Source organism: Halostagnicola bangensis (assembly GCF_054653435.1).
In genome coordinates, this window is sequence record NZ_BAAIGG010000003.1 from 238,219 (window position 1) to 261,598 (window position 23,380).

At 56.0% G+C, this 23,380-nt stretch carries 14 protein-coding genes and 3 pseudogenes; 8 read left to right on the forward strand and 9 right to left on the reverse strand.

Features of this window, described 5'->3' with window-relative positions:
* Window positions 1–66 precede the first annotated feature (66 nt).
* Together ACYQ14_RS19130 and ACYQ14_RS19135 are read left to right on the forward strand one after the other, a co-directional pair.
* Window positions 67–432: pseudogene (locus tag ACYQ14_RS19130) on the forward strand (ArdC-like ssDNA-binding domain-containing protein); the annotation flags it as partial.
* Window positions 433–555: 123 nt separating this feature from the next.
* Window positions 556–1,389: pseudogene (locus tag ACYQ14_RS19135) on the forward strand (IS5 family transposase).
* 113 nt (window positions 1,390–1,502) lie between these two features.
* Here the strand turns inward: ACYQ14_RS19135 and ACYQ14_RS19140 are convergent.
* The gene (locus ACYQ14_RS19140; RefSeq protein ID WP_459890495.1) at window positions 1,503–2,465 is read right to left on the reverse strand and encodes a DUF4268 domain-containing protein; all 963 of its coding nucleotides are present in this window, start codon (window positions 2,463–2,465) and stop codon (window positions 1,503–1,505) included.
* A 139-nt stretch (window positions 2,466–2,604) separates the two neighbouring features.
* Window positions 2,605–3,561 (reverse strand): HNH endonuclease, encoded by a 957-nt coding sequence (locus ACYQ14_RS19145; RefSeq protein WP_459890497.1) that lies wholly within the window; start codon window positions 3,559–3,561, stop codon window positions 2,605–2,607.
* Between the two features lie 316 nt (window positions 3,562–3,877).
* Between ACYQ14_RS19145 and ACYQ14_RS19150 the strand changes: the two genes are divergently transcribed.
* Window positions 3,878–4,303, forward strand: a complete 426-nt coding sequence (locus ACYQ14_RS19150; RefSeq protein WP_459890499.1) for a hypothetical protein — start codon at window positions 3,878–3,880, stop codon at window positions 4,301–4,303.
* A gap of 133 nt (window positions 4,304–4,436) precedes the next feature.
* Here the strand turns inward: ACYQ14_RS19150 and ACYQ14_RS19155 are convergent.
* The 4 genes and pseudogenes from ACYQ14_RS19155 to ACYQ14_RS19170 all read right to left on the reverse strand — a co-directional run.
* Window positions 4,437–4,571 (reverse strand): annotated as a pseudogene (locus ACYQ14_RS19155) (universal stress protein); the annotation flags it as partial.
* A 148-nt stretch (window positions 4,572–4,719) separates the two neighbouring features.
* Window positions 4,720–6,171: a TIGR00341 family protein gene (locus ACYQ14_RS19160; RefSeq protein ID WP_459890501.1), complete on the reverse strand. Its 1,452-nt coding sequence runs from the start codon at window positions 6,169–6,171 to the stop codon at window positions 4,720–4,722.
* A 109-nt stretch (window positions 6,172–6,280) separates the two neighbouring features.
* On the reverse strand, window positions 6,281–6,430 hold the full coding sequence (locus ACYQ14_RS19165) for a universal stress protein (RefSeq protein ID WP_459890503.1): 150 nt from the start codon (window positions 6,428–6,430) through the stop codon (window positions 6,281–6,283).
* 319 nt (window positions 6,431–6,749) lie between these two features.
* On the reverse strand, window positions 6,750–7,127 hold the full coding sequence (locus ACYQ14_RS19170) for a TRAM domain-containing protein (protein WP_459890505.1): 378 nt from the start codon (window positions 7,125–7,127) through the stop codon (window positions 6,750–6,752).
* A 586-nt stretch (window positions 7,128–7,713) separates the two neighbouring features.
* Between ACYQ14_RS19170 and ACYQ14_RS19175 the strand changes: the two genes are divergently transcribed.
* The 4 genes from ACYQ14_RS19175 to ACYQ14_RS22105 all read left to right on the forward strand — a co-directional run bounded on the left by ACYQ14_RS19175 (window position 7,714) and on the right by ACYQ14_RS22105 (window position 15,968).
* Window positions 7,714–10,902: a PD-(D/E)XK nuclease family protein gene (locus tag ACYQ14_RS19175; RefSeq protein ID WP_459890507.1), complete on the forward strand. Its 3,189-nt coding sequence runs from the start codon at window positions 7,714–7,716 to the stop codon at window positions 10,900–10,902.
* A complete protein-coding gene (locus tag ACYQ14_RS19180; RefSeq protein ID WP_459890509.1) occupies window positions 10,895–14,539 on the forward strand; it encodes a UvrD-helicase domain-containing protein in 3,645 nt (1,214 codons plus the stop codon). The genes ACYQ14_RS19175 and ACYQ14_RS19180 overlap by 8 nt, the downstream gene beginning before the upstream one ends.
* 573 nt (window positions 14,540–15,112) lie before the next feature.
* Entirely contained in the window at window positions 15,113–15,460 is a 348-nt protein-coding gene (locus ACYQ14_RS19185; protein ID WP_459890511.1) for a nucleotidyltransferase domain-containing protein, read from the forward strand.
* Window positions 15,450–15,968 carry a DUF8154 family protein gene (locus ACYQ14_RS22105; RefSeq protein WP_488193334.1) on the forward strand — a complete coding sequence of 173 codons (519 nt, stop codon included), beginning with the start codon at window positions 15,450–15,452 and terminating at the stop codon, window positions 15,966–15,968. Before ACYQ14_RS19185 ends, ACYQ14_RS22105 begins: the two co-directional genes overlap by 11 nt.
* 363 nt (window positions 15,969–16,331) lie before the next feature.
* Here ACYQ14_RS22105 and ACYQ14_RS19190 read toward each other — a convergent pair whose 3' ends face one another.
* The 3 genes from ACYQ14_RS19190 to ACYQ14_RS19200 form a co-directional block, all read right to left on the reverse strand.
* Window positions 16,332–16,913, reverse strand: a complete 582-nt coding sequence (locus ACYQ14_RS19190) for a DUF2243 domain-containing protein (RefSeq protein WP_459890513.1) — start codon at window positions 16,911–16,913, stop codon at window positions 16,332–16,334.
* A 420-nt stretch (window positions 16,914–17,333) separates the two neighbouring features.
* Window positions 17,334–19,592 (reverse strand): heavy metal translocating P-type ATPase, encoded by a 2,259-nt coding sequence (locus ACYQ14_RS19195; RefSeq protein ID WP_459890515.1) that lies wholly within the window; start codon window positions 19,590–19,592, stop codon window positions 17,334–17,336.
* A 397-nt stretch (window positions 19,593–19,989) separates the two neighbouring features.
* Window positions 19,990–21,390, reverse strand: coding sequence for an ATP-binding protein (locus ACYQ14_RS19200; RefSeq protein WP_459890517.1), 1,401 nt, complete (start codon window positions 21,388–21,390; stop codon window positions 19,990–19,992).
* Window positions 21,391–21,902: 512 nt separating this feature from the next.
* Between ACYQ14_RS19200 and ACYQ14_RS19205 the strand changes: the two genes are divergently transcribed.
* Window positions 21,903–23,054, forward strand: a complete 1,152-nt coding sequence (locus ACYQ14_RS19205; RefSeq protein WP_459890519.1) for a mandelate racemase/muconate lactonizing enzyme family protein — start codon at window positions 21,903–21,905, stop codon at window positions 23,052–23,054.
* Window positions 23,055–23,380 lie beyond the last annotated feature (326 nt).

A 23,380-nucleotide genomic window follows, 5' to 3' on the forward strand; every position in this document is an offset into this window, starting at 1 on the left:
ACTGAGATGTTTGTCACCCCCTGAGGGGTGAGGGGCGTTCTCACAATTAGTCCCTCGTCGAGAACAATGACTTCGAGCGACTGCTCTCAGGTATCTTTCGATGATTCAGATACCAGACGGGACGAGATGCACAGTACGATGGAAGCATGGGCCGAAGACCTTATCGAGCAAGTCGACAAGGCGGCCTCGAGCGACCAGTTCCAGGAGTGGCTTAACGTCCAGAGCCACTTCCACGATTACTCCTATCGAAATACACTCCTCATTACTCGCCAGTGTCCTGAGGCAACTCGAGTCGCCGGCTATCGGACGTGGCAGACGGAGTTCGACCGGCACGTGAAAGAGGGCGAATCGGCGATCTGGATCTGGGCGCCGATCATCGCCAAGCAGTGTCCCGAGTGTGAAAACTCGCCGTCGTACCATGAGCGAAGTGATTGGGCCTTGTTTAGACGTTCAAACGTTAGCAGTGCAGAGTCGATCGGACTCGTATCGTCGTACTAGTAGCTCGAGAGAAATACCAAATCTACTAGGAAGTAACGGGACGGGTTCGTTGTGCACATGAAGACCTCCCGCTTCACAGAGAGGATTGTGTCGCTCGCTCAAAAAGCCATCGTTGGACAGCCAGCTCCGGCTTACCGTCCGGGAGAAGAAGGCTACGCTGACTGAGTGATTCTCGCCGTTCAGGGACTGAAAGAGTATCTCGGCCATCCGTACCGGAAGCTGATGGACGTCCTCCGCGAGATGACGAGGGTGACGAAATCACTCGGATTGACGCCTGAAATGGTCCCACACTTCTCAACGGTGTGTACGCGAAAGCAGGCGATTCCGATGAAGCGGTGGCGAGCGATCCTCGATTAGTCCGTCGAACTGTATGATCTCGGGAATGTGCAGGCGATCGACGCAACCGGTGTCGATCGCGTCCAGGCCAGCCAGCACTACGCAAAACGGACGGACTACACGTTCGAGGCGGTGAAGACGACGCTGCTCATCGATCATGAAACTAGTACGATTCTTGATATACACTGTTCGATGAAACAACCGCACGATACACAGATCGGCTGGCAGGTGTTAGTACGGAATCTCGGCGATTTGGCGACTGTCGCTGCCGATAAGGGCTACGATTGGGAGGAGCTTCGCACGAGGTTGCGTGCGGAAAGTATCACGCCGCTGATTCCGCAGCGAGATCCTGGGATGCGGGGATGGGCGAGAAATTTGCTCATCAAGGATCAGGCGTACCACCTTCGCTCGAACGCTGAATCGGTGTTTTTCGGTCTCCGGCGCAGATACGGCGATACGCTCTGGTTGAGAACCTGGTTCGGTCAATTTCGTGAACTTGTCATGAAATCCGCGGTCCGCAACATCGAACGCGCCATCGAGGACTCACAGCCGTGAAATCACGCGTTCAAACAAGGCCCACAGACACTATATACAAACGGGATCGACAAACTAAGTCCACGGCTTTTTGACTTTTCAATTGTCTATACAATCACTCTTTCAAATAATATCTAGAGTTGTTGGATCCGATCGTAGAAAACCTCGTGAAATTGTTCTCCTTGTTCCATCATCCAATCAAAATACTGGTCCCACTGCTCAGTCGATTCTATATCGGCATTATGGATCACACTGATATTACTACGCATATTTCCGGATTGAGTCTCCCGGGGCTCTCTCCAGATAACCTCCTCTCCGAGTTCATCTTCTATCATTTCTTCCTCTGATTTTAACTCCCAGAACGCATCTTCGTTGTCTTGGATTATGAGATCAACGCGTAGTGTATTCTCTTGAGAGACATTGACAAATGACAGTTCAAACCCGGTCTTTCCGATTGGATTCGTATAGTAGTGGCGAGGACGGGGCTTACGAGCCCGAAGTGGCGTTGTAGAATCTTGAATTTGGTCTCTAAATTCAGTCCAGAACTCTTCTTGAAGCTGCTTTGTATCCGTCAGTTCATTATCGGCACGCTGAGCTTTTTCCTTCCATTCACTGGGGTCCTCAATCGGATTCAGTCGAACGGCGGGCGGAGAGTCACTGATTCGCCACACTTCCAACCTAATAGCAAAGAAGTCAATCCCCTCTAGGCTGTTTCGATTGAGCCATTGAAACGCGTCATGATGTTCGTCGTTGAATTTGGGTGCAATCCAGACGATTATGTCTGCGTCGACACCAGAAGCATATGCGATTGACTTCCCAAGGTGATCATGGTCAGATTGGTCCAATTGGTTTTCAATGACAACTTGTCGACCATCTTCAACGACTTCAGCTAAAATGTCAACGCTGTACTTACCAACGCTCTTCTCCATCTGAATCACTTCCAAATCTAATCCCAGAACATCTTCGAGATGGGAAGCATCTTCTGAACGTATCTCATTAGCTAACCAAGGTGTGAACTCGTGAGCCTCATGAGTCCAGTACTCTCGAACATCCTGGGGCTCAAGTTCCTGGAAATCTGGCCCCTCGAACGTAGCCATATCGGTACGCACACACCCAGGTCTCAAAGTATTTGATGTCATCTAATGGTTGTGTTCCTTGGCTAGTCCCCAGAGAACCTTTCCGTAATCCTTCTACCACCAATAGAATTAGAGTAGCAATATACGGGTGAATTTCATATCAAACCCACTCGAGCCTCGCATTATGTCTGTTCAAGTATTTTGGGGAGACCGCTTTCTCGGGAAGTGAAATCCGCTCACCAGCACGATCGCAAATCGTCTCACGAAGCAGCTGACTGTCTGTCTCAAACTGGGGGTTCACTTGCAAATGGAACTCAGCATCGATCGTGAACAGCTTCCGATCGAATGCTGCATGATGGATCTTACTCAGCGGGAGTACATTCTGGAGATCAGCTCGATACTCTGGATAATCTGACCAAGGAAGGATATGGGCAACGTCCAACAAAGCTGGATGGTCTACATCAGAGACAGCACAGGTCTGATCGAACTGATAGAGCGCAGTCGCTCGGAATTCGGGATCGGTTGCTCTGGCCTCTACTGTGGTGTCGTAGGTACCAGCCATCATTGGATCCGACGCGACAGACTCATCAATCGTCGTTGAGTCTGCCCACGCCTCTACTGCATTATCGGTGAACTGACGTCCCTCAGCTGTCAGCGTGTACTGGTCTCCATCCTTCTGAACGACACCAAGACTACGGAGCCAATTAACCCGCTGTAGCGCCATATCGTAGTTTGATGGATTCCAACCGAGTTCGGGATGCGTTTTGAGTTGTTGTCGATTTACATCGTCGATCAACATTGGCCCCACAGACAGCGCGTAGAGCAAGCTCCGAAGCCCGAGATTTCGGCGACACATGATCTCGAGGAGGGTTTCAGTTGATCGATTAGCCAAATACCGTTGGCCCTCAGGGCCAAGATCCCACTCATCGGCATGAACCTCGAGGAAGCCGACGTCCTCGAGATAGTCACACCGTCTCAAGATTGAATCCCGGCTCGAGACCCGTTCAAACCTTCCCCGATGCCAGCCAACAAGTTCGTCCGTCGTTGGCTGTTGAGCATTGACGTACTCGATGATTTCATCGAGCGTCTCAACGTAGCTTGTCGCTCCCCCAAACATCGGAACGATGCTTCGGAGCCGTTTAGACGCCATTTCTAGATCTACAGTACATTTCGAAGGAACTCATATCAGTATTTGGGCAACTCCACACTCGTGTTCGTGTTGTGTTCTGTGCGCCTGAACAGGGGGCAGGCGCATCAGAGAACTGCCTGCGTGAAAACCCAATGAAACACCGAACGATACGTACTGCCAATCCCGTAAAGACAGCATGCCTCAATCTGGTCTGTGAAAACCCAACATCAACGGTATACTGCTCGCCAGCTTGTGCCATTTCGCACCAGGATCAGGTCCGACTCAAGATCACGGAGGCACAGTCATGATTCTCGAGACCCAGCAGACTCGAGAACAGTGGATGTGCTGGCAGAGCAAGGACCGAGAAGAAAAGGTAACTAAGGTGCCTATTGTACCTGGTGTAGCTGAGCTTACTTCGGTAACTAATCCGGATATGTGGCGTTCGTTCGACGAGACACTCGAGTATCTCGAGCGTGGAGATGCTGCCGGTATTGGGTTCGTATTCACGGAGGAAGATTCGTTCGTTGGAATTGACCTGGGCGACTGTCGTGATCCGGAGGCGGGATCACCGAGCGAAGAGGCTCGAGAGATCATCGATGAGTTGGGTTCGTTTACTGAGGTTTCGCCATTGGGGACTGGCTATTACGTCATCGTTCGTGGGTCGATTTCTGGTGATCGGAGCCGGCGCGGGTCGGTCGAGATGTACGAGACAGCACTGTTTTCGCTGTAACTGGCGATTACGTTGGGTCGACACCATCTCGAGTCGTTGAATGGGCTGGTGCATTCGAGACGGTATACAACCAGTATCTCGGCGGAAACTCGCGGATGCGTTCGATATCGTACGATTCGTCCGGCCCGATCTACCCCTTCTCTCGAGCGTACCGTTTTCGCTCGGGAACGACCGTGACGGGTTCCTCGAGTGCCTGGCTGTACTCGCCGGCCCGGACAAGAGCCGCTTTCGAGAGTCCCGATCTGTCGAACGGAACGACGAACGTCATGGTTGACTCATCGACGGAGGACACAATAACTTCGCGAGCCGGTCACCGGCTGCTGGGTAGTGTCACCGAGAACGTCGTCCGTGGTGCCGATCAGCCGGTTCTGTGCGTTCCGGTCGATGATCGGACGTGACTCGGCACAGGAAAACCGCTACCGGGCCGTACTCCCGAGTTGCGACATGTTCCGCTCGGTCTCGAGCGACGGTCCTGTCCGTTCGCTCTCGGCTGTCGGCTCCGACGAGGCGGCGACACCTGTAGACCGAGACTGGGCGTTCGAGAGCGACGGCGCGGATTCCTCGGTGTCCGGGCCGCTCTCCTCGGCGACGACGTACTGGACCTCGACAGTGACCGGTTCGTCAGTAGTCGTCGTGAGGGTGTTTTGGATCCGATCTGCGAGTCCCGGATTGTCGGTTGGGTTCGTCCCGGAGACGGTGACGACGACCCGGTCGATCGAGCGAAGCGGATAGTCGTCGTCGAGGGTTACCTCGACCGACTCGCGCTCGAGGTCCGCGTAGGCCGGTTCGGTGAGGGCCTCGTCGACCGCGTCGTTGGCAGTCGAGGTGAGTTGCGTCGCTTGGAACTCGACGAGGGTGACGCCAGCGAGCGGGGCCGCCAATAACAGCAACGCGACGCCGAAGACCGCACCGTACGTGTACGTCGGTTTCCGGGTCGGCGGAACGTCGAACAGCCCCTGGGGACGGTAGCCGGCGACCCACAGCGTAACCAGGGCGGCGACGTTGATCGAGAGCACGTTGACGACGACGAGCACGAGCGCGCCGAGTGCCGCACCGTACATCCCCCAGGCGGTCGTGATACCGACGGCCGCCGCGGGCGGGATCAACGCCGCCGCGATCATCACGCCGACGATCGCCTCCGAGAACCCCCGGGTAAGGCTGAGGATGCCCGCGATCCCGGCCCCGAGCGCGACGGCGATCGACAGCAGGTTCGGCGAGACCCGCTCCTCGAGTTCGGCGACGACGACGATGTCGACGCCGCCAGGTTCGAACCCGCCCAGGCGGGCGAGGGTTGCGAGACCGATCGAGGCGACGATCACGACGACGATGCCGATGGTCTGGTACCGGAACCCCGTCGTCCGCAGCTCGTCGTCGCCCGTGACGATCCCGACGCTGGCGGCGAGTGCCGGTCCCAAAAGCGGCGCGATCACCATCGACCCGACGACGACCGCAGGCGAGTCCGAGAGTAGCCCCGCGGTCGCGACGACCGCACTGATCAACAGCATGACGAGGTAGATCGTGATCGAGGGCGTGAACTCGTCGGCTTTCGTCCGCAACACCTGTCTCGAGGTACGTTCGCTGCGGGTCCCACCGTGGCTGTACTCGTCGAGCAACTCGTCGAACTGTTTCGAGACGACCGTCTGGGCATCGATGACGACGACCCTGGCGTCCTCGAGTCCGGCGTCTGCCAGCCGGTCGAGAACGGGTTCGACGGCCCGAGTCGGCAGCGGCAAGCGAACGACCGCCGCATCTATGGTTCCGCTACCGGTCGCCTCGTCGGTGACGACGTACTCGACCCCCTCGTCGTCGAGTACGTCGAGGACGGCCTCCCGCCGGTCCGTTGGCACGGTGATTTCGAGGTACCGCATCGACCGGTCCGACCACGGGGGACGGGATAGTACTAGGTGCGGTCAGGGCGGGCGACCGAACGGCCGACAGGTGTCGTCCATCGGCGCTCGTCTTGTGTTCCTCGGTCGGTCACCGAACGACTGTCACTACCACCGGCACCGGCACGCGCCGTACGACCGTCTCCGAGACGCTGCCGTACAGCGGCCGTCGCTCGTCGGGTCGCCCGTTCGCGCCGAGGACGACGTGGTCGACGGCGACGCCGGTGTTCTCGAGGGCCATACGGACCGATCGTGTGCATAACTGGAATCCACTGGAGCGACTTTCATAGTGTTGGTACACTCAACCTTTCACATAGAATGTTGATCAGATCATTACGAGATAGTACAAGATATGGCTCTGGTGAATCACTAGACGGCGTCGATTTCTATGGGTGAGAGCAGGCCCGAGAGGCGCTATTCTGGACAATTCCAGCCACAATCTCAGAAGACTCCACGATAAGAAAGCGAGTAGACTCCGTCACAGTCTAGCTAAGACCTCCCAACCTCATGCCGTATTGCGATTCACCAACCCCCTTCAAAGGAGAGTACGCAGAAGTTGTCTACTCGTCGTACTCTGCCATCTGCGTCGCAACGCCATGCGCTGCGTTCGGCAATACATTCGTAATGCGGCAGTGGACGACATCGCCCTCATCTACGTTGAGTCCGTCACAGTTGACGAACGTCACGATGCCGTCTATCTTTCCGACTCCGCTATCGGGATCGCTTCCGTGACCTGGCGGATCGAAAATTTTGATTGTTTTTACATCACCCTCGGACAGCGTATCTCGTGCATCCCCTTCTTTCGCCTCGATGTGTGCGGTCTGTCGATCGAGAATAGCTGGGGCGAATATGTCTTCGATAGCGCTCATTCTATCCTCCAACTCGTCTACCCTATTTTCTAGCTCTTTGATATATTTGTCTTTGTTCTTACCTGACATGCGATTCTAAAAGAGAGTTTGATAAACCAAAATAATGTCGAAATTGAAAAGTCGCGTGAGAAAGATAGATGGTGAGCGATTCGCACATCCAAATTATTATACTCTTGCGTAGGCGCTATCGATGACCAATAGAGATAGGAATCAGATCGGTCTGAGATCAACGCTACCTACATGACCGGAAGAACGTGGATCATCTGGATGACTATTCCAGGATCTTTCGATCCCCCTCGTTCCCGTCGTTTCCGTAATCCCACCCCGGGTTTCCGTCGTATGTTCCTATAAAACATCCTGGAATCTCTGTGTGTCCTGCTGATGGTCTAAACTAAAGGCAGCGCGAGTTCCCCGCCCCACCGTGCGCGAGGTACTTCACGAGCCACATAGGTATTCGAAAATAGCCAATCTCAGATTAGCCTATTTCAGAATAGGCTATTCGGAAGTATGATTCTTCACTGGGTTAGAGTAGGCCTATGGAACACTTCGTGGACCGAAAAGACGAACTCTCACGGTTACGCGAGACGCCTGAGAGCGCCACCTATCAGTGTTGACAAAAGTCAAGTGAGGTGGATATCTTGGTATAGAGTGTTCGATGGATTCAACGCTCCTTACCGGTCCGAAACACGCCCGATTGGAACACCAGGCGTTTCAGCGGGCTGCTAATATTGCCACCGATTCGCTGGGGAGTATCCTCTACATTACTCGAAACGACGCTCGCCGAAGCGAGGTTGAAAATAGCTGGGCCACGTCGCACAAGCCGCTTCGCCTTCGAGCCGAGACGCTTGATACGGTCGTTCGGGACTGGTACGAAAACCTCCACGGTCCTGTCCAACCACTTTCTGGGCAGTTGGATCGGCGACTCACCGAGTACGCACTCGACAAAACTACGGCCGAGACAACAGGCGCTCTCGCCGGCGAACCGGCGTCTGCCGCGCTTGCGGATTCGTTCAGTAGCCGGTTCTCGCTCTTCGATGACGCTGGTGTCAGGACTGCCGACGCACTCAAGACAGAGTTCGAGGGGTCTGCGCTCGATGATCGGATCGCAACAGCTACCGTCGACGCCTATCGTCACTACCGCGATTTCCATACCGACTACGTCGACGAATGGGTCTGTACCCGCGGCGAAATGTTCCATGCCGTCGCGACAGCGGACCAGTCGTTATCCACAGTCTCGTCCGAATTGGACATCGTGATCCTCTCAGGGTACCACGAATTTCGCCCGGTTGAACGCCGCCTCATCGCGCGTATCGTCGAGGACTTTCCGACGATCGCACTACTGCCGCTCCATCAGGATGGCCGGTCTGGGGCCGATGCCGTCGCAACCGCCGCGAGAGATGTCTACAACTCACTGGACTTCGAGACGGTGCACCTCGAGCCAGTGGACGAGGCCGGGAGAACGTTTAAGACGATTACCAACGCCCTTTATCGGCCAGATCCAGAGGCCATTCCAACCCCGGATCATCTCCAGTGGCGGGAACTCCCCACACCCGAGCGTGAGATTCGCTTTGTGGCCCGCGAACTGCGAACCGAGTTAGCGGACGGGCGAGATCCCGATGATCTCGCCGTCGTCATCCCTGGCACTGAGTCGTATTCGGGCTACGTAGAGAACACACTCGATACGTTCGATATTCCACACGTTACAACTGATGCATCACAACTGGATCAGACGTTCACCGGAAGCGTCGTGTACGACCTTCTGAACCTCGCCGAACCTGATCCGCGTGCTGAAGACCTCACATCACTCTTGGCGAATCCGCTGGTCGACGTCGTCGATACTGATCAAGCCCATATTATTACGGCTGCTGCTCGGCGGCACGATACGGTTTCAGTTACGCCACTTCTCGATGCCGTCGACGCCGAAACAGAAACACTGATCGAGGACCTGTTAGCGACGCTGGAGACACTCCGTACAGGAACCGTTGGAGACGCAACCGACACACTACGCCGACTACTGGACGACCGGCTCGAACTCGAGGCGGCTGCCGAGAACTACGCCAGCGGTGCACAACAGGCTGTTGAACAACAAGCTTATGAGAGCGTTGGCAAGCTACTCAGTTCCTTCGAGACCCTGGAGGGCGTACGTAGCGCCCAATCCCCATTAGCGCTATTCACTCGAGCTTTCAGTAACGTATCGATTCGAGTTCCACAGAGCGCTGCTGGCGGCCATGTCGAAGTGATGGGGATGCTCGACGCCCGGATGCGATCCTTCGAGAAGGTCTTTCTCGTCGGCCTGACGAGCGAGCATTTCCCGACGACGCCGGAACGTCCGGCCTTTTTCGAGGAGATGACCGAGTCCCACCCACGGTTCGACACCGCCGACGAGCGACTCCGTGGCCGCTACCTGTTTGCGACCCTGCTCGCGAACGTCGACGCGCTCACGATCACCACTCCGGAGACGGGTGGTGATGAATCTGCCGTCGTCCGGTCGCCGGTACTTGACGAACTACAGCGTGTCACCGGAATCGAACCGGAAGCTGGCGTCGACGATCGCGTGGGCTCCCGTGAGGATCTCCAGCGTCACATCGCGACCGCCGCTGATCGACGTGTGGCGGTCAGTCGTGCCGGTGATCGCGGTGATCTTTCGCCTGCACAAACAAAGCGAACAGATCGGGGCCTCCAGTGTGCAGAACAGAGGGGAACAACAAGTCTCGCTGAGCACGACGGCTTGTTGGATTCCGACACTGTTGGGGCAGTTTACCCACCGGCAGATCGGGAACCCTACAGTGCGAGTCGGATCGAGCAGTACGCCAGGTGTGGGTTCAAATTCTACGCTGACAACGTTCTCGGGATCGAGGATCCCGACGATGTCGAGGTCACCCCCACGCCCCTCGAGACTGGTTCGTACGTCCACGACGTCCTCGAGCGCTTCTATGCAGACCTTCAGGACAACCTCGAGGATGGCGTAGACCTCACCGACGACGATCGAGGTGTGCTCGCTACTCACCTCCGAGAGATTGCCGTTGCAGAACTCCATGAAGCTGATTTCGAGTATGACGGCCTGTTCTACGAGCGATGGAAAGCGAAACTCTTTGCGGGGTTGGGCGACGATGACTCCGTTCCGTTCGAATCCGGCGTGCAACCTCACGATGCGCCCGAAAAGGGACTGTTCGCGACGTTCCTCGACAACGAACTCTCCAGAGGGGATTTTGCGTCCCCACACCTGTTCGAAGCTCCGTTCGGTGAGGGACTTCCAGAGGCAGATTCCGGACCGTTTTCAATCGAACGCCCAGATGGATCGACGGTTGCGATTCGCGGCTATATCGACCGTATTGACGTGAATCGGAACGGCGAGCACTCGGAGATCACGCTCTATGATTACAAGACAGGGAAGGCACCGTACATGACGAAAACGACCGGCGGGACGACGTTCCAGCTCCCCATCTATCTGCTCGCCGCGGACGAGGTCATCGATGGAGATCTGTTCGACCAGGGGAGCCTCTCAGCGACGTACTATCAAGTGCGGCCGCCGAACGACCTCAAGGTTCCTCGCGGCGTCGAGTCGAAATTCGATTCACAGGCCGATCTTCGGCGCTTCCTGGAGGATGTCGTTCCCGAGTGGCTGGGACAGATCGACGAGGCACTCGCCAACGGACGGTTCCACACGACGTTGCAGTCCCCTCGAGACGCGAACTGCCAGTACTGTGACTACCGTCGAGCGTGTGACGTTCGCCACCATCGCAAGCGCGAGTTCGTCGACGAGGTCAGCAAGGATGACGCCGCATACGTGCCGCTCCGTGTTCGAGACGACGAAGATCTCCAGGCGGTGATGAGCGATGACTGAGGAAACTGAGACCATTCAGCTGACAGCGGAACAGCAAGACGCACTGATCCAGGACCGAAACGTCGCGATCACTGCTGGTGCTGGCACCGGCAAGACGACGACGCTGGCCGAACGGTACGTGACGATACTGGACGAGAATCCCGACCTCACGCCCGAAAATATCGTCACAATCACCTTTACTCGCAAAGCGGCCGCGGAACTGACCGAGCGCGTTCGAGAGGAAGTATACGAGAAACTCGAGGCCGTCAACTCAGGGGACGAGTATCATCGCTGGCGGGGCGTCCTCGACGATCTCGAGGACGGGTACGTCCACACGATTCATGCGTTCTGTACACGCCTGTTGCGAGAGCGGGCTGTCGAGGCTCCAGTTTCGCTTGGATTCGACGTGGTCGATGAGGACGGTGCGGCGACACTCCAGCGGGAGGTTGTGACTGAATTCCTCGAACGAAATCAGGACGATACCGATATCACACTCCTTGCCCAGCTATGGAGTCGCGATCAGCTAATCGATGTTCTCGCAGGGTTGCTCGATGAACGCCCACAGAGCGAGGCTGTCCTAGACGCATGGCAGGATGCCGACGTCACGGACTACATTGACGTTCTCTGGGAGACCGTCTGTGACTTAGACGCTGTAGCCGCCCGCGAAACGCTCTACGACAACGAGCTCTTGGACGAGTTGCGAACGGTTGTTAGTCGAGTGGATACACAGGCGACGATTGCCGATGAAGACGGACTCCAGGCCTATCAGACGTTCGAGGATGTGGTCGAACGGCTTCCCGCAGACTCAGGTACGAGTGACTCACGCGCCTGTCAACGGGCGATCCTCGATCTCTATGAGGTCTGTGAGAAGAAAAATGGCGGCCTGTATAGCAGCTCAGGCTACGTCGTCGGCGACAAAGACGACTGGGGGGAATACGGTTCCGTCTACGATGACCTGAAAGACGTCATCAACACCGTTATCGAAGCAGTCGAACCTCACGAGGAAGGGGTTGAGACCACGCCCGGCGAACTCGAGGAACATAGCGCTCACTACGCACTCGCCTTACTGCGTGTATTCGAGGACGTTCTGGAGGCCTACAACGCGGAGAAGGACCGTCGGGATACGCTCGATTTTCCCGATGTGATCGAAACCACACTGCAATTTCTTCGAGCCAACGAGAGCGTCAGGGAGCGCCTTCAGGAGCAGTTCGATTCCGTACTGGTCGACGAGTTCCAGGACACGGATCCGCGGCAGTGGGAACTGGTAAAACTCCTCAGCGACGTCGACGGCGAAACGGCGTCGAACGTCTTCCTCGTCGGCGACGAAAAACAGAGCATCTACGGGTTTCGTGGGGCAGACGTAACGACGTTCGGTGATGCTCGAGCCGATCTCCAGTCGGTTAATGCATCGCGTGGCGTCGATACCGTTCCCGAGAGTGAAGCGGCACATCCGACTGCCCTTGAGCTTTCGGGGAACTTCCGAACGTTAGACGAGCCCCTGTCGTTCCTCAACGAACTCTTCGGGCACCTATTCCAGCCGGAAGGTGACGCCCATGCACCATTCGAAGCCCCGCCACAAAGCCTGACTACGGAACGCGACCGCGTCGAGGAGATCGAGGGGTTGACGGGAAGCGTCGAATATCTCGTCGTCCCGGACGATGCCGAGACTGCAGAAACGATCTTCGGCGCGGATCATCCCGTTGCAGACGGCGCGCTCGATCACACTATCGAAGCTGAAGCACAGGGGCTTGCCGCCCGGTTAACGCATCTGTTCGATGACCCGCCGGAAGTCCAGGATCCCGATACGGGTGACCACCGAGAAGCAACGCCTGACGACGTCGCAATCCTACTCCGCCGGCGAACGCATCTGGATCGGTATCAGCGGGCACTCGAGGAGTACGATATTCCCTACACCGTCATTGGCGGCGTCGGATTTTACGATACGCCCGAGGTGCAGGCACTTACGAATCTCCTTCGGGCGCTCGGTGACCCAGCGGACGATGTCTCACTCTACGGTGTGCTTCGCTCGCCGTTGTTCGGATTTACCGATAACCGTCTCGCCCCTGCGATCGCAGACGCCGATTCAGTCTGGAATGCACTCGCCGAGACGGACGATCCACAGCTCGCGGATGCGTTCGATCTCTTGTCGACGTGGCGGACGCTCAGTGGCTGTGCAACGCCGACCGATAACGGCGTCCTTCCGTGGAACCAACTCTTGACCCGTGTGATCGACGATTCGGGATATTTGACTTCAATTAGTGCTGACGAACGCGGTCGGCAGGCCGTCGCGAACGTCGAGAAGTTTCGGGACCAAGTCCGAACCTGGAGTGAGAACGGCGTCCACACGGCAGCCGGGTTACTTCACCGAATCGACCGACAGGTCGAGACCGACCCGCGTGAAGGGGAAGCCGATATCCCAGGTGACACCGAAGGCGTACGCCTACTAACGGTTCACACCGCCAAGGGACTCGAGTTCCCGATCGTCACAGTGCCTGACCTGGGTAGTGATCTCAACTTTGGTCGTTCCATCGACGACCATGGCTACGTCCGGCTTGTCGACGGCACCGATGACGCACCACCGATTCCAGCGGTTGGTGGTCCAGATCCGAACGATGCCTTCGCGATTGAAAAGACGGCTGTTCACGAGTACGCTGATCGACGATACCGCCCCCAAGAACGAGCGGAGGCAAAGCGGCTCCTTTACGTGGCGTGTACGAGGACACGGGATCATCTCCTCCTCTGTGGCACTCACGATATCGACATCGACGAGTCCGGAGGCGTGGCGCTCGGTGAACCGGCGGAATTTGCTGAAGCCGATCGATGGCGGGACTGGCTCCAACCGATCCTCCTCGAGGATGGTGAGCTGCTCGAACAGGCAATTCGGGGCGACCAAGCACACAGCCAGCTCGGCGACACGAACTACACTGTTCGGACTCCACCTCGCCCCGTAGACTGGCAGCGTGAGGAACCCGCCGGAGATTCGGTGCCGGAGATATCGATTCCCTCGCCATCTACTCACACGTCGGCGATGCGAGTCGCTGCGACAACGCTCGTGAACGAGGTTGCAGACGCCTCCGAAGGAGGTCACAGTTACAGTGACAGCGATAGCGACGAGTCGACTGGCTTGAGCCCGACCACCTTCGGAACGGTTGTCCACCGTCTCAACGAACTTCGTCCGCCGAGAGACGAATGGGAGGGAATAATTCGCCGGCTGAGCCAGATGGCTGGTGAAGAACCCACGGAGACTGATCTTCGGGAAGCCGTTGAACACGCCGCTGATGCAGTCGACTTTGTGGACGCGGTTGAGGCTACTTCCACACTCGAGGCGACTTACGACGAGTACTCTGTCGTCGCCCGGATCGATGAGACACGGATCGTCGGTGATATCGACCGGCTGCTCGTTACTCCGGACGGTTTCCATATCATCGACTACAAATCGAACGACCTCTCATCGACGACGAGCACTGAACTTGCAGAGCACTATCGCCCCCAGATGCTCGCATATGCGCTGGCTCTGTTACAGCATGATCCCGATCGTGATGTCCGTGCCTCACTTCGGTTCACCGATACCGGGGTCGAAGAACGGTTTGAATGGGATACAAAAGAGTACTCTATGATCGAGTCGGAGCTTCGTTCGATGGTGGGGTTGATTATCTGAAGGAGCCATAGAAGACTCGTTCCAAGGCATAGATTGCAAGTGTTCATAGGTGGTATTTTATCGAATCGCTTAATTAACAGTAGTTGGTAATACGGTTTCTTTATTCAGAGTTAGGCGTGTAAATCGCGGTCAGTACAGGGAATTCATCGACCGATCACCGGTTCGAAGAGCATACCAGAAGTGGTGCTCGTGATCAGAACACTTAACAGCGACTGAACCGCTTATCAGTTCATGAACGGCGATACCGTTCGGTCATTGGATGGATGTGAAGGAACGTACGTTTGCCTCCCGATTCCGCTCGGTGACCGTGAGGCGTTCCGGCACCGCGCAGCGACTGACATCCTCCACGTACTTGTTGATAATCCAGACACGGCCTTCTCGAACCGTGAACTCCACCGATTGACGGAAAGAGGAATGTCAAACGTGAACGCAGCTGTTCTCTCCCTCGAAGCCCTCGGTATAATTCACGTTGATCGCGACGGTAGGTCAAATGCCGTACAGATCAACCCGGAGAGATTCGTTCGCAGTGATGATCCGATTACCACAATTCCGCAATCCGAGTTCCATGACCCAGTGCGAACTGTTCGGAACCGGCTTATAGACCGTGTCGGCGATCATGCAGCGATCGTGTTGTTCGGGAGTGTCGCTCGCGGCGACGCCGACCGGGCAAGCGATATCGACGTATTCGTCGTTGTCAATGATGGCCGAATGGCGGCGCAACGAGCGGCTCACGGCATTGAGGAAGATGTCAAGTCGGAACAGTTCGATGGAGATCGATTCGAACCGCACATCGTGGTCGAAACGCGCGACTCAGCAGCAACGCACGACCGAATCCGTGACGTACTCGTGGAAGGGATCACGCTTCACGACGCCCCGGTCCTTGACGCGGTGAAACAGGAGGTGTTCGCGGATGGGACTTGAAGACGTTGTTGACGCTGTCGAACACGTTGAGTCGTTGTTAGCCGACGAGGAGACAGGCCCCGTTCAAGATTCGTTGTCGTGGCAGCAAACGGATGCTGACGTACAACTGGGGAAAGCGTGTGCGATGCTAGGAACGTGCCGTCAGTTACGCAGCGGAACCAATAACTACGTCAGTATCGTCGAGTTGTCGTTCAACGCGATCGAACGGTCGTTCCAGTTCTACTTGGTGGATCGGACTGCAGCTGAATCGTCTGATTTCCGAAAGCATGAGCAAGTGTTCGAGGACATCGAGAGTCGCGGGGTATTCTCTGATACAGGTGTACCTGCTCGAATTGATGCGTTCCGATCGGAGCATCGTGCTCGGATCTATTACGATATTGATCGACCCGGTCGAGGTCTGGCAGTCGGGATGCACGAGCTAGCTGAGGAGGTCCACTCGTACGCTGTCGAGTTCGCCGATGCGCATTCCCGGTGTAACTGCAAGGAGCGCCACGAGAACAAGGCTTGACTATGTTACGTGGCGTCCGAGACAGTCGAGGATCTTGAATTTGTCACGTACTCGCTGCTAGTGACTGATAGGCTCTTCCACCACCCTCTCACGTCCAGTTCGCAGACCTACTTACCGGTCAATTCCGTGAACTTGTCATGAAATCCGCGGTCCGCAACATCGAACGCGCCATCGAGGACTCACAGCCGTGAAATCACGCGTTCAAACAAGGCCCAGTAAAATCATGGACCGCGTCCACGAACGGCTAGCCATGTTCGAGCAGACGCCCCCAGATGAATTACGCAAGACCCCATAATCTCGACCGAACCCTCTAATGATCAATACAGTACACCCACATAGCAGTTGGTAGAGAGAATTGAAACTTTAATCGACCTCTTCTTCATCCTGGTCACGTTTCTCAACCTGTCTCCCTTCTTGTCCGGGGCGATCTTCCAGTTCTTCAGGGATTGGCGAGACAGCATCATCGCTGCGAACGATGGCATACCCGCCGACAATGAAGAGTATCCCCCAGACGAGAAACGCGATATCCCAGAGGAGAACGCTCCCGGGGCCGTCCGGCCAGACGTGATGAATGCCGAGGAGGTGATGATTCACGATCCCTTCGACGAGGTTGAATATCCCCCATCCGAGGATTGCAGACCCAAGCAGGGTTCGCCCCGAGGGTGGGACAGCGGGGTTTTGCCATGCCCGCCAGAGCAGTATAATCCCAGCAACCGTAAACACGTATGTTGCGACGTGGAAGAGTCCGTCAACCATCATGTTTAACTGCAAATCTCCCGCGATAGTCGGGTCGGGATGGGCGGACAGCATGTGATGCCACTGGAGGATTTGATGCAAAACGATTCCATCGAAAAACCCACCCAACCCTAACCCGAGAAGAACTCCGGCTTGGACTAGTGGTTTAGCGCGCCGCTGGAGCCCCAGCCACGTCTCCTGTTCACTCATGAACAGACTGTGGATAAAGGGAGGAAAAACGATAGCGCTTGCACCCTCTTAGTAGTGCTCTATCCGCACTTATAGTGAGCAGTAGTTTCACGAGATCAGGCATCTAAAAAAGAGGATTTCAACAGAGCCTGATAAGTCTACTTGTGAACCGCCTCGAGATCAAGTGGTTTGAGAATCGAAGATTCTCGTCATCAAGCGAACACTTTACGTTCGCGGACATCGCTAATTCTGGCGGAACGAAGTCCCCGCTGACCTCGCGGGAATTATGTTTCCGCTTCGTTCCGGTTCGCTCAGTCACGGAAGATCGAAGATCTTCCGAACGACCCCGAGGTATTCTCCTGTACCGCTGATAAATGACTGAGCGTCTACTCTGTTCATCTTCGAATTATAATCTGTTTACACCATCTGATAAGTATCGATTCACAACGTGAGATCAGCCCGTCGCAGGAGTTGTGCGTTGATTGCGACGATGACAGTACTCGCCGACATCAGGACGGCTCCGAGAGCAGGTGAAAGCAGGATGCCAATCGGGGCGAGGATACCCGCGGCGAGCGGAAGTGCGAACACGTTGTAGCCGGCCGCCCACACGAGGTTTTCCTGCATCTTTCGGTAGCTCTTCCGACTCAGCCGAACGAGATGCGCGACGTCTCGCGGATCGTTTTCCACAAGGACGACGTCCGCGGATTCCACGGCGACATCGGTCCCCGAGCCGATGGCGATTCCAACGTCGGAACGCGTCAGTGCGGGTGCATCGTTTACCCCGTCGCCAACCATCGCCACGAGCTTTTCCTGTTTTTGCAGTTCGATGATTTTCTTGTCCTTGTCTTCCGGGAGGACTTCAGCGAAGTACGTGTCAATATCGAGTTCCTCGGAGACAGCGCGGGCAACGTCCTCGGAATCTCCGGTGAGCATTGCTACCTCGACATCCATCCCGTGGAGGGCCTCGATTGCCTCGTAACTATCCTCGCGAATCACGTCCGCGAGCGCCACTGCGCCCACTGCATCCCCGTTTCGAAGCAGGTAAACGACCCCCTGTCCGCGCTTGCCAGCCTCGCCCGCGAACGCTTCGAGGCCGGGCTCGGGTTCGACGTCAAGGTGACGGAGAAGGTTGGGCCCACCGACGTAGACCGTCTCACCGTCTTGTACGCTGTCTCCGTCCACGCTGGGATCCGCAGCGGCTTCGCCTCCCACGGTTGCGCGGACCCCTCGACCTTCGAGCGCCTCGAACTCGCGGACGCTCGGCACGGAAAGTCCTCGCTCATCGGCTTCTTCACGAATCGCTTCGGCGATCATGTGTTCGGAGTCCCCTTCGGCGGCGGCCATCACCGCCAGTAGTTCGTTCTCGTCCCACTCGCCGGTTGTAGTGACAGCGACGACGCCTTGTTCGCCTTTCGTGAGGGTTCCGGTCTTGTCGAAGACGATCGTGTCGAGATTGCGAGCCTCCTCCATCGCGATTCGGTCGCGGATGAGCATCCCGTTTTGCGCTGCCATCGTCGTATTGATAGCGACGACCAGCGGGACGGCGAGTCCCAGCGCGTGGGGGCACGCGATCACCAACACGGTGACGACACGCTCGACGACCGTCAGTCCGAACCCCATAGCGACGGTCCACGCGACGGCGGTGACAGCCGCGGCGGCGATCGCCGCGTAGAACAGCCACCCTGCCGCCCGATCAGCGAGCACTTGCGTCCGAGAGCGGCTCTGTTGGGCCTCCTCGACCAGTCGCATGATCCCCGAAAGCGTCGTTTCTTCACCTGTGGCAGTGATGCGGACCCGGAGACTGCCGTCGCGGTTCGTCGTCCCGCCGATTACCTCGTCGCCGGGCTCCTTCTTGACCGGGCGTGATTCGCCGGTGATCATCGCTTCGTTGACGTTCGATTCCCCCTCTTCGACGACCCCGTCGGCAGGCACGTTGGCCCCCGGTCGCACGAGTACGAGGTCGTCGCCCTCGAGAGTGTTGAGACGAATTTCTTCGACCTCACCGTCTTCGGTGATGCGTTCTGCTGTGTCTGGCATCAGCTCGGCCAGTTCGTCGAGCGCGCCCGAGGCCCGCCGAACGCTTCGCATTTCGACCCAGTGGCCGAGCAGGAAGATGACGATCAGCGTGACGAGCTCCCAGAACAGCGGCTCCCCGATGTCGAATCCGACCGCGGCGATACTGTAACCGAATGCGACGGTGATCGCCAGCGAGATCAGCAGCATCATCCCGGGTTCGCGGTTGCGCGCCTCGATCGCGCCCATTCGCAGAAACGGAACGCCGCCGTAAATGAACACGACGGCCCCGAGAACCGGTGCGATGGACTCGCTCCCGGGGAACGCTATCGCCGTATATCCGAACCACTCCTGGAGCATCTCGCTGTAGTACAACACTGGAAGCGACAGAACGAGACAGACCAAAAAGCGTCGTTTGAACAGTTTCTCGTGTCCAGCGTGATCGACGTGGGCCTCGTGGTCGTGGCCGTCGCGATCTTCGTGCGCGTGATCGGGCGGTTCGTGCGCACCTTCCTCGTGATTATCCTCCTGACGGTCGTGTCGGACCGGCGGCTCATCAGCCCGTTCTGTAGTTAATTCACAGACACGGCAGCACGGACAATCGCGGTCGGTCGGTTTTTCGGTCCGCTGTTGCTCACCGTGGACGTGATGTGAATCGGGTGTCTCCGCCGGATCGTATTGTGACATAGCTCGTCTTTTACCGTTAACTGTTTCCGAAATTGGTCGTGTTCCTCACCAATGAGACGAACACGAGAACGTAATCGATCGATTCGGCGATGGTCATTATGCCTGTTGTTCACTAAGCACATTCCTAATTGTTGGGGTGGGTCCCCTCAATCGGACAGAACACCTGAAAAGCCAACCTACGAGTGTAGTAATACACTGTTGAATCTGACCAGACTCGCTATTTGCTCCACGGTGAGACTCTCCTGATGCCACGCTTCAATTGGAGTTTCCACCCTACTCGTCGATACACGCTGCCATCCAGCCGATCTCACTAACGCCATCGAGAGGTCGACAACAGCCATCGAACTGTATGCCATCGAACTGTATGCCACCGAACTCCGTTGTATAACGGGGGCCGTCAATCAGTGCCGTTGAGGTGGACAATATCAGCAGGTGCAAAGAGCGAAACATCGTCCCGTTCCGCAGCTGCGTTTTCCAAACCCGCTGAGAATCCTGAGCGACAGAAACAGCAGTAGTGATACGCGAGGGAATTCCCTCCGGGTGGTGTCCACTCTATCTGATTGGCACTTCGCTCGAGATCGGCGAGATCACCCTCGTGCATTTCTCGGGTTGTGTATTTACACTCACCTGCGACGAGCGTTCCATCGCTTGCGAGCCCAACGACGTCGAGTTCGTGCTGTTGGTGCCACCAGTAGCCGATCCCACGGTAGGTCTTCGGCACCAGATCCGGGAGCGCGTTCTGACACACTTGCTCGAACATCGAACCCATATAATCCGAGAAGGTTGGTTCTACAACCTCCTCGTATGCCTTACTACCAAGCTGAGCGAGTTCGCCGCTTTGTCCATAGACATACCGGAACCAAAACCGGAATAGCGGCTCCTTCAACCGATATCGGCTCTTTCGCGTCGCGTTCGGATTGGCAGTCACCGGAATATCGCGTTCGACGAGTCTGAGCCGCCGAAGCTTCGAGAGATAGGATCCAAGCGAGTTCGAATCGACGCCGGCGAACGATGCGATCTCGTTCGCTTTGCGTTTCCCGGTCGCAATCGCTCGGAGAATCGTGTAGTACGTCTGGGGTTCACGAATCCCGAATTCCGTCCGAAGCAGGAACTCGGGTTCGTTATGAAGCACGCCATGCTCGGAGAGGATCAGAGACTGGATGTTCTCTGAGAGCGATGTATCCTGGTCTAACGCCTGAAGGTAGTATGGTGTTCCCCCGAATACCCCCCACGATTGAATGACTTTATCTGGCTCATTAACAGGATACAATACCTGTGCCTCATCGAGCGTGAGAGGCGGTAAGTCGATTGTTGCTGTTCGACGACCGTAGAGCGGACTTCCGCCTCCCAAGACTTTCTCTTCCATAATGGAGATTGATGATCCAACGAGAACGAGAGTCATTTCGGTATCTTCCAAGTGGAGATCCCAAACTCGCTGGACTTTCGATGGGAGAGCGTCATCCGACTCAATTAGATACGGAAACTCGTCAAGCACGACGATTGCATCTTCCCGGCCGAGTGCCCGGAGGAGAGCTTCCCAGTCGCGTTGTATGTCTTCTATGAGAGGATACGTGTCACTAGCAGTATCGACGAAATCGGAAAGTTGCACGTCCGATGTCTCCTCGGTTGCCTGCCAGTACACTGCATCTTCTCGATCCTCGATCGCTTTTCGGACGAGCGCGCTCTTTCCGAGTCGTCGCCGGCCATAAACGACGATACATTCCGCAGAATCACTTTCAAACCCTAAAGAGAGGGTGTTGAGCTCTTCCTGTCTATTCACGAACGACGATACTGCCATACCCACGGTTTGTGCCCCACCGAGATAAATTTGTATATTATCTTATTCTAGTTTTTACTAATCACGATTTTACTATCTGAGAGATGTTGTCTTTGTGCCGTCGAACACGGGCCACGGGAGCGAGACAGGATTGGAGCCGAAACGGGTCGAAAACCTGCCACCAACGAAGCCGAAGTCGACACCGAGACAGCAGTCATTCTCAGTGAGAGCGCGAATACCTACAACGTCGATATCGAAGCGGAGACATGCATCTGTCCGGACTTCAAAAATCGCCAACCAACAGGTGGCTGTAAACATCTTCGACGCGTCGATTTCAAAATCCACACCGGGTTGGTTCCTGCTCCGGAGGGGACGTTCAACCGGTAGTGGGTTAGCAATCGATTAGTAATCGAGTCGTCGCTCGAGTTGGTTAATACCCTACAGAACGGGGGTCAAACGCGGATCGTCCACCAATCTATGCGAGCAGACGCAACATTCAGTAGCTCTTTGTATACGTGTGAAAAGCTACTCGTATGAGAGTAACTGACGTAGAAACGTTTGTTGTTGATGCAGATTGGAGAAACTGGTTCTTCGTTCAGGTACATACTGATGAAGGAATAACGGGCGTTGGGGAAGCATTGAGTGGGGAAGGCCTGACTGCTGCCCTCGAAGAGACCGCAAAGGCACACAAACACTATCTTATCGGAGAAGACCCACTCAACCGTAAACAGATCAACCGGCGATGCCGTCGTGATCCATTCGCATGGCGAGCAGGAAAGCTCATCAACGCAGTTGCATCCGCGTTCGATATCGCGCTGTGGGATATTGCTGGGAAGTACTACGACGAACCCGTTTGGAAATTACTTGGAGGGAAAGTACACGACGAGATTCCTGTTTATGCAAATGGGTGGCATATTGGTGAACGAACGCCCGAGAATTACGCCCACCACGCGAAGAAAGCGGTGGACGAGCAGGGATATCCGGCCCTCAAATGCGACCCCTTCGCTCACTACGAGTATTCACTTACCAACGAACAACTCGAGGAGGTAGCGGAGCTCCTCGAGGCGGTTCGTGATGCCGTCGGTTGGGACGTTGGGATAGCGCTCGACTGTCACGGCCGGTTCTCTCGACGGGGAGCAATCGAGGTCGCGAGCGCTCTCGAAGAGTACGATATCATGTTCCTCGAGGAGCCCGTTGAACTCGAGGATAGACAGGTAATGGCAGATATCAATTCGACGGTGAATATGCCGGTTGCGACGGGTGAGCGAATTTACAATAACGAAACGATGGCGGACCTTATTCGGACGCAGGCCTGTGATATCATTCAACCTGACGTGACAAATTATGGGAGCCTCCAGGAGCTTCAGCATGCCGCCGCGATGGCAAAGTCACGATATATGACGTTTGCACCGCACAATCCGAACGCCGGTGTCAGTACGGCAGCTGCACTTCACCTCTGTGCCGGAATTGAGAACCTCGAAGTGCTCGAGCACATGAGTCGAGATGTCGAGTGGGGCGATGAGATCATCGACCACGATTTCGAGGTTGAAAATGGATCGATCGCCGTTCCTGATAAGCCAGGTCTCGGTGTCGAATTCGACGCGGAAGCTGCTCGAGAACATCCAGGACAGCCAAAAGATAGTCACAGTCTCTTTGACGCCGAGGGTGCTCTCAAGCGCCCATAGATTCCTTATTTGTTCAGTGATTTCTCGTCTGAATCTCGATATCCTTCGTTGAGGGTTGTCTACCGAATCATGAAGGTGATTCCAAGAGTTGCCTCCGTGTTGGTGATCTCGTACTCAATCGTCCTCAGTTGGAACTCCATGCCGTCTTTCCGAAGACAATCAGGGGGTATATAGGGTTGAAGCATCACTTGTTACTCAACCGAAAGATGCGCTGTCCTTTGCATGGATAACGGTTGAACGGTACTGGTGTGAATTCGTATTGCTGACATCGTACCGCTCATCGCTCCTATTGCATCCATCGCGGATGCCACACTTGTGAACGGAAC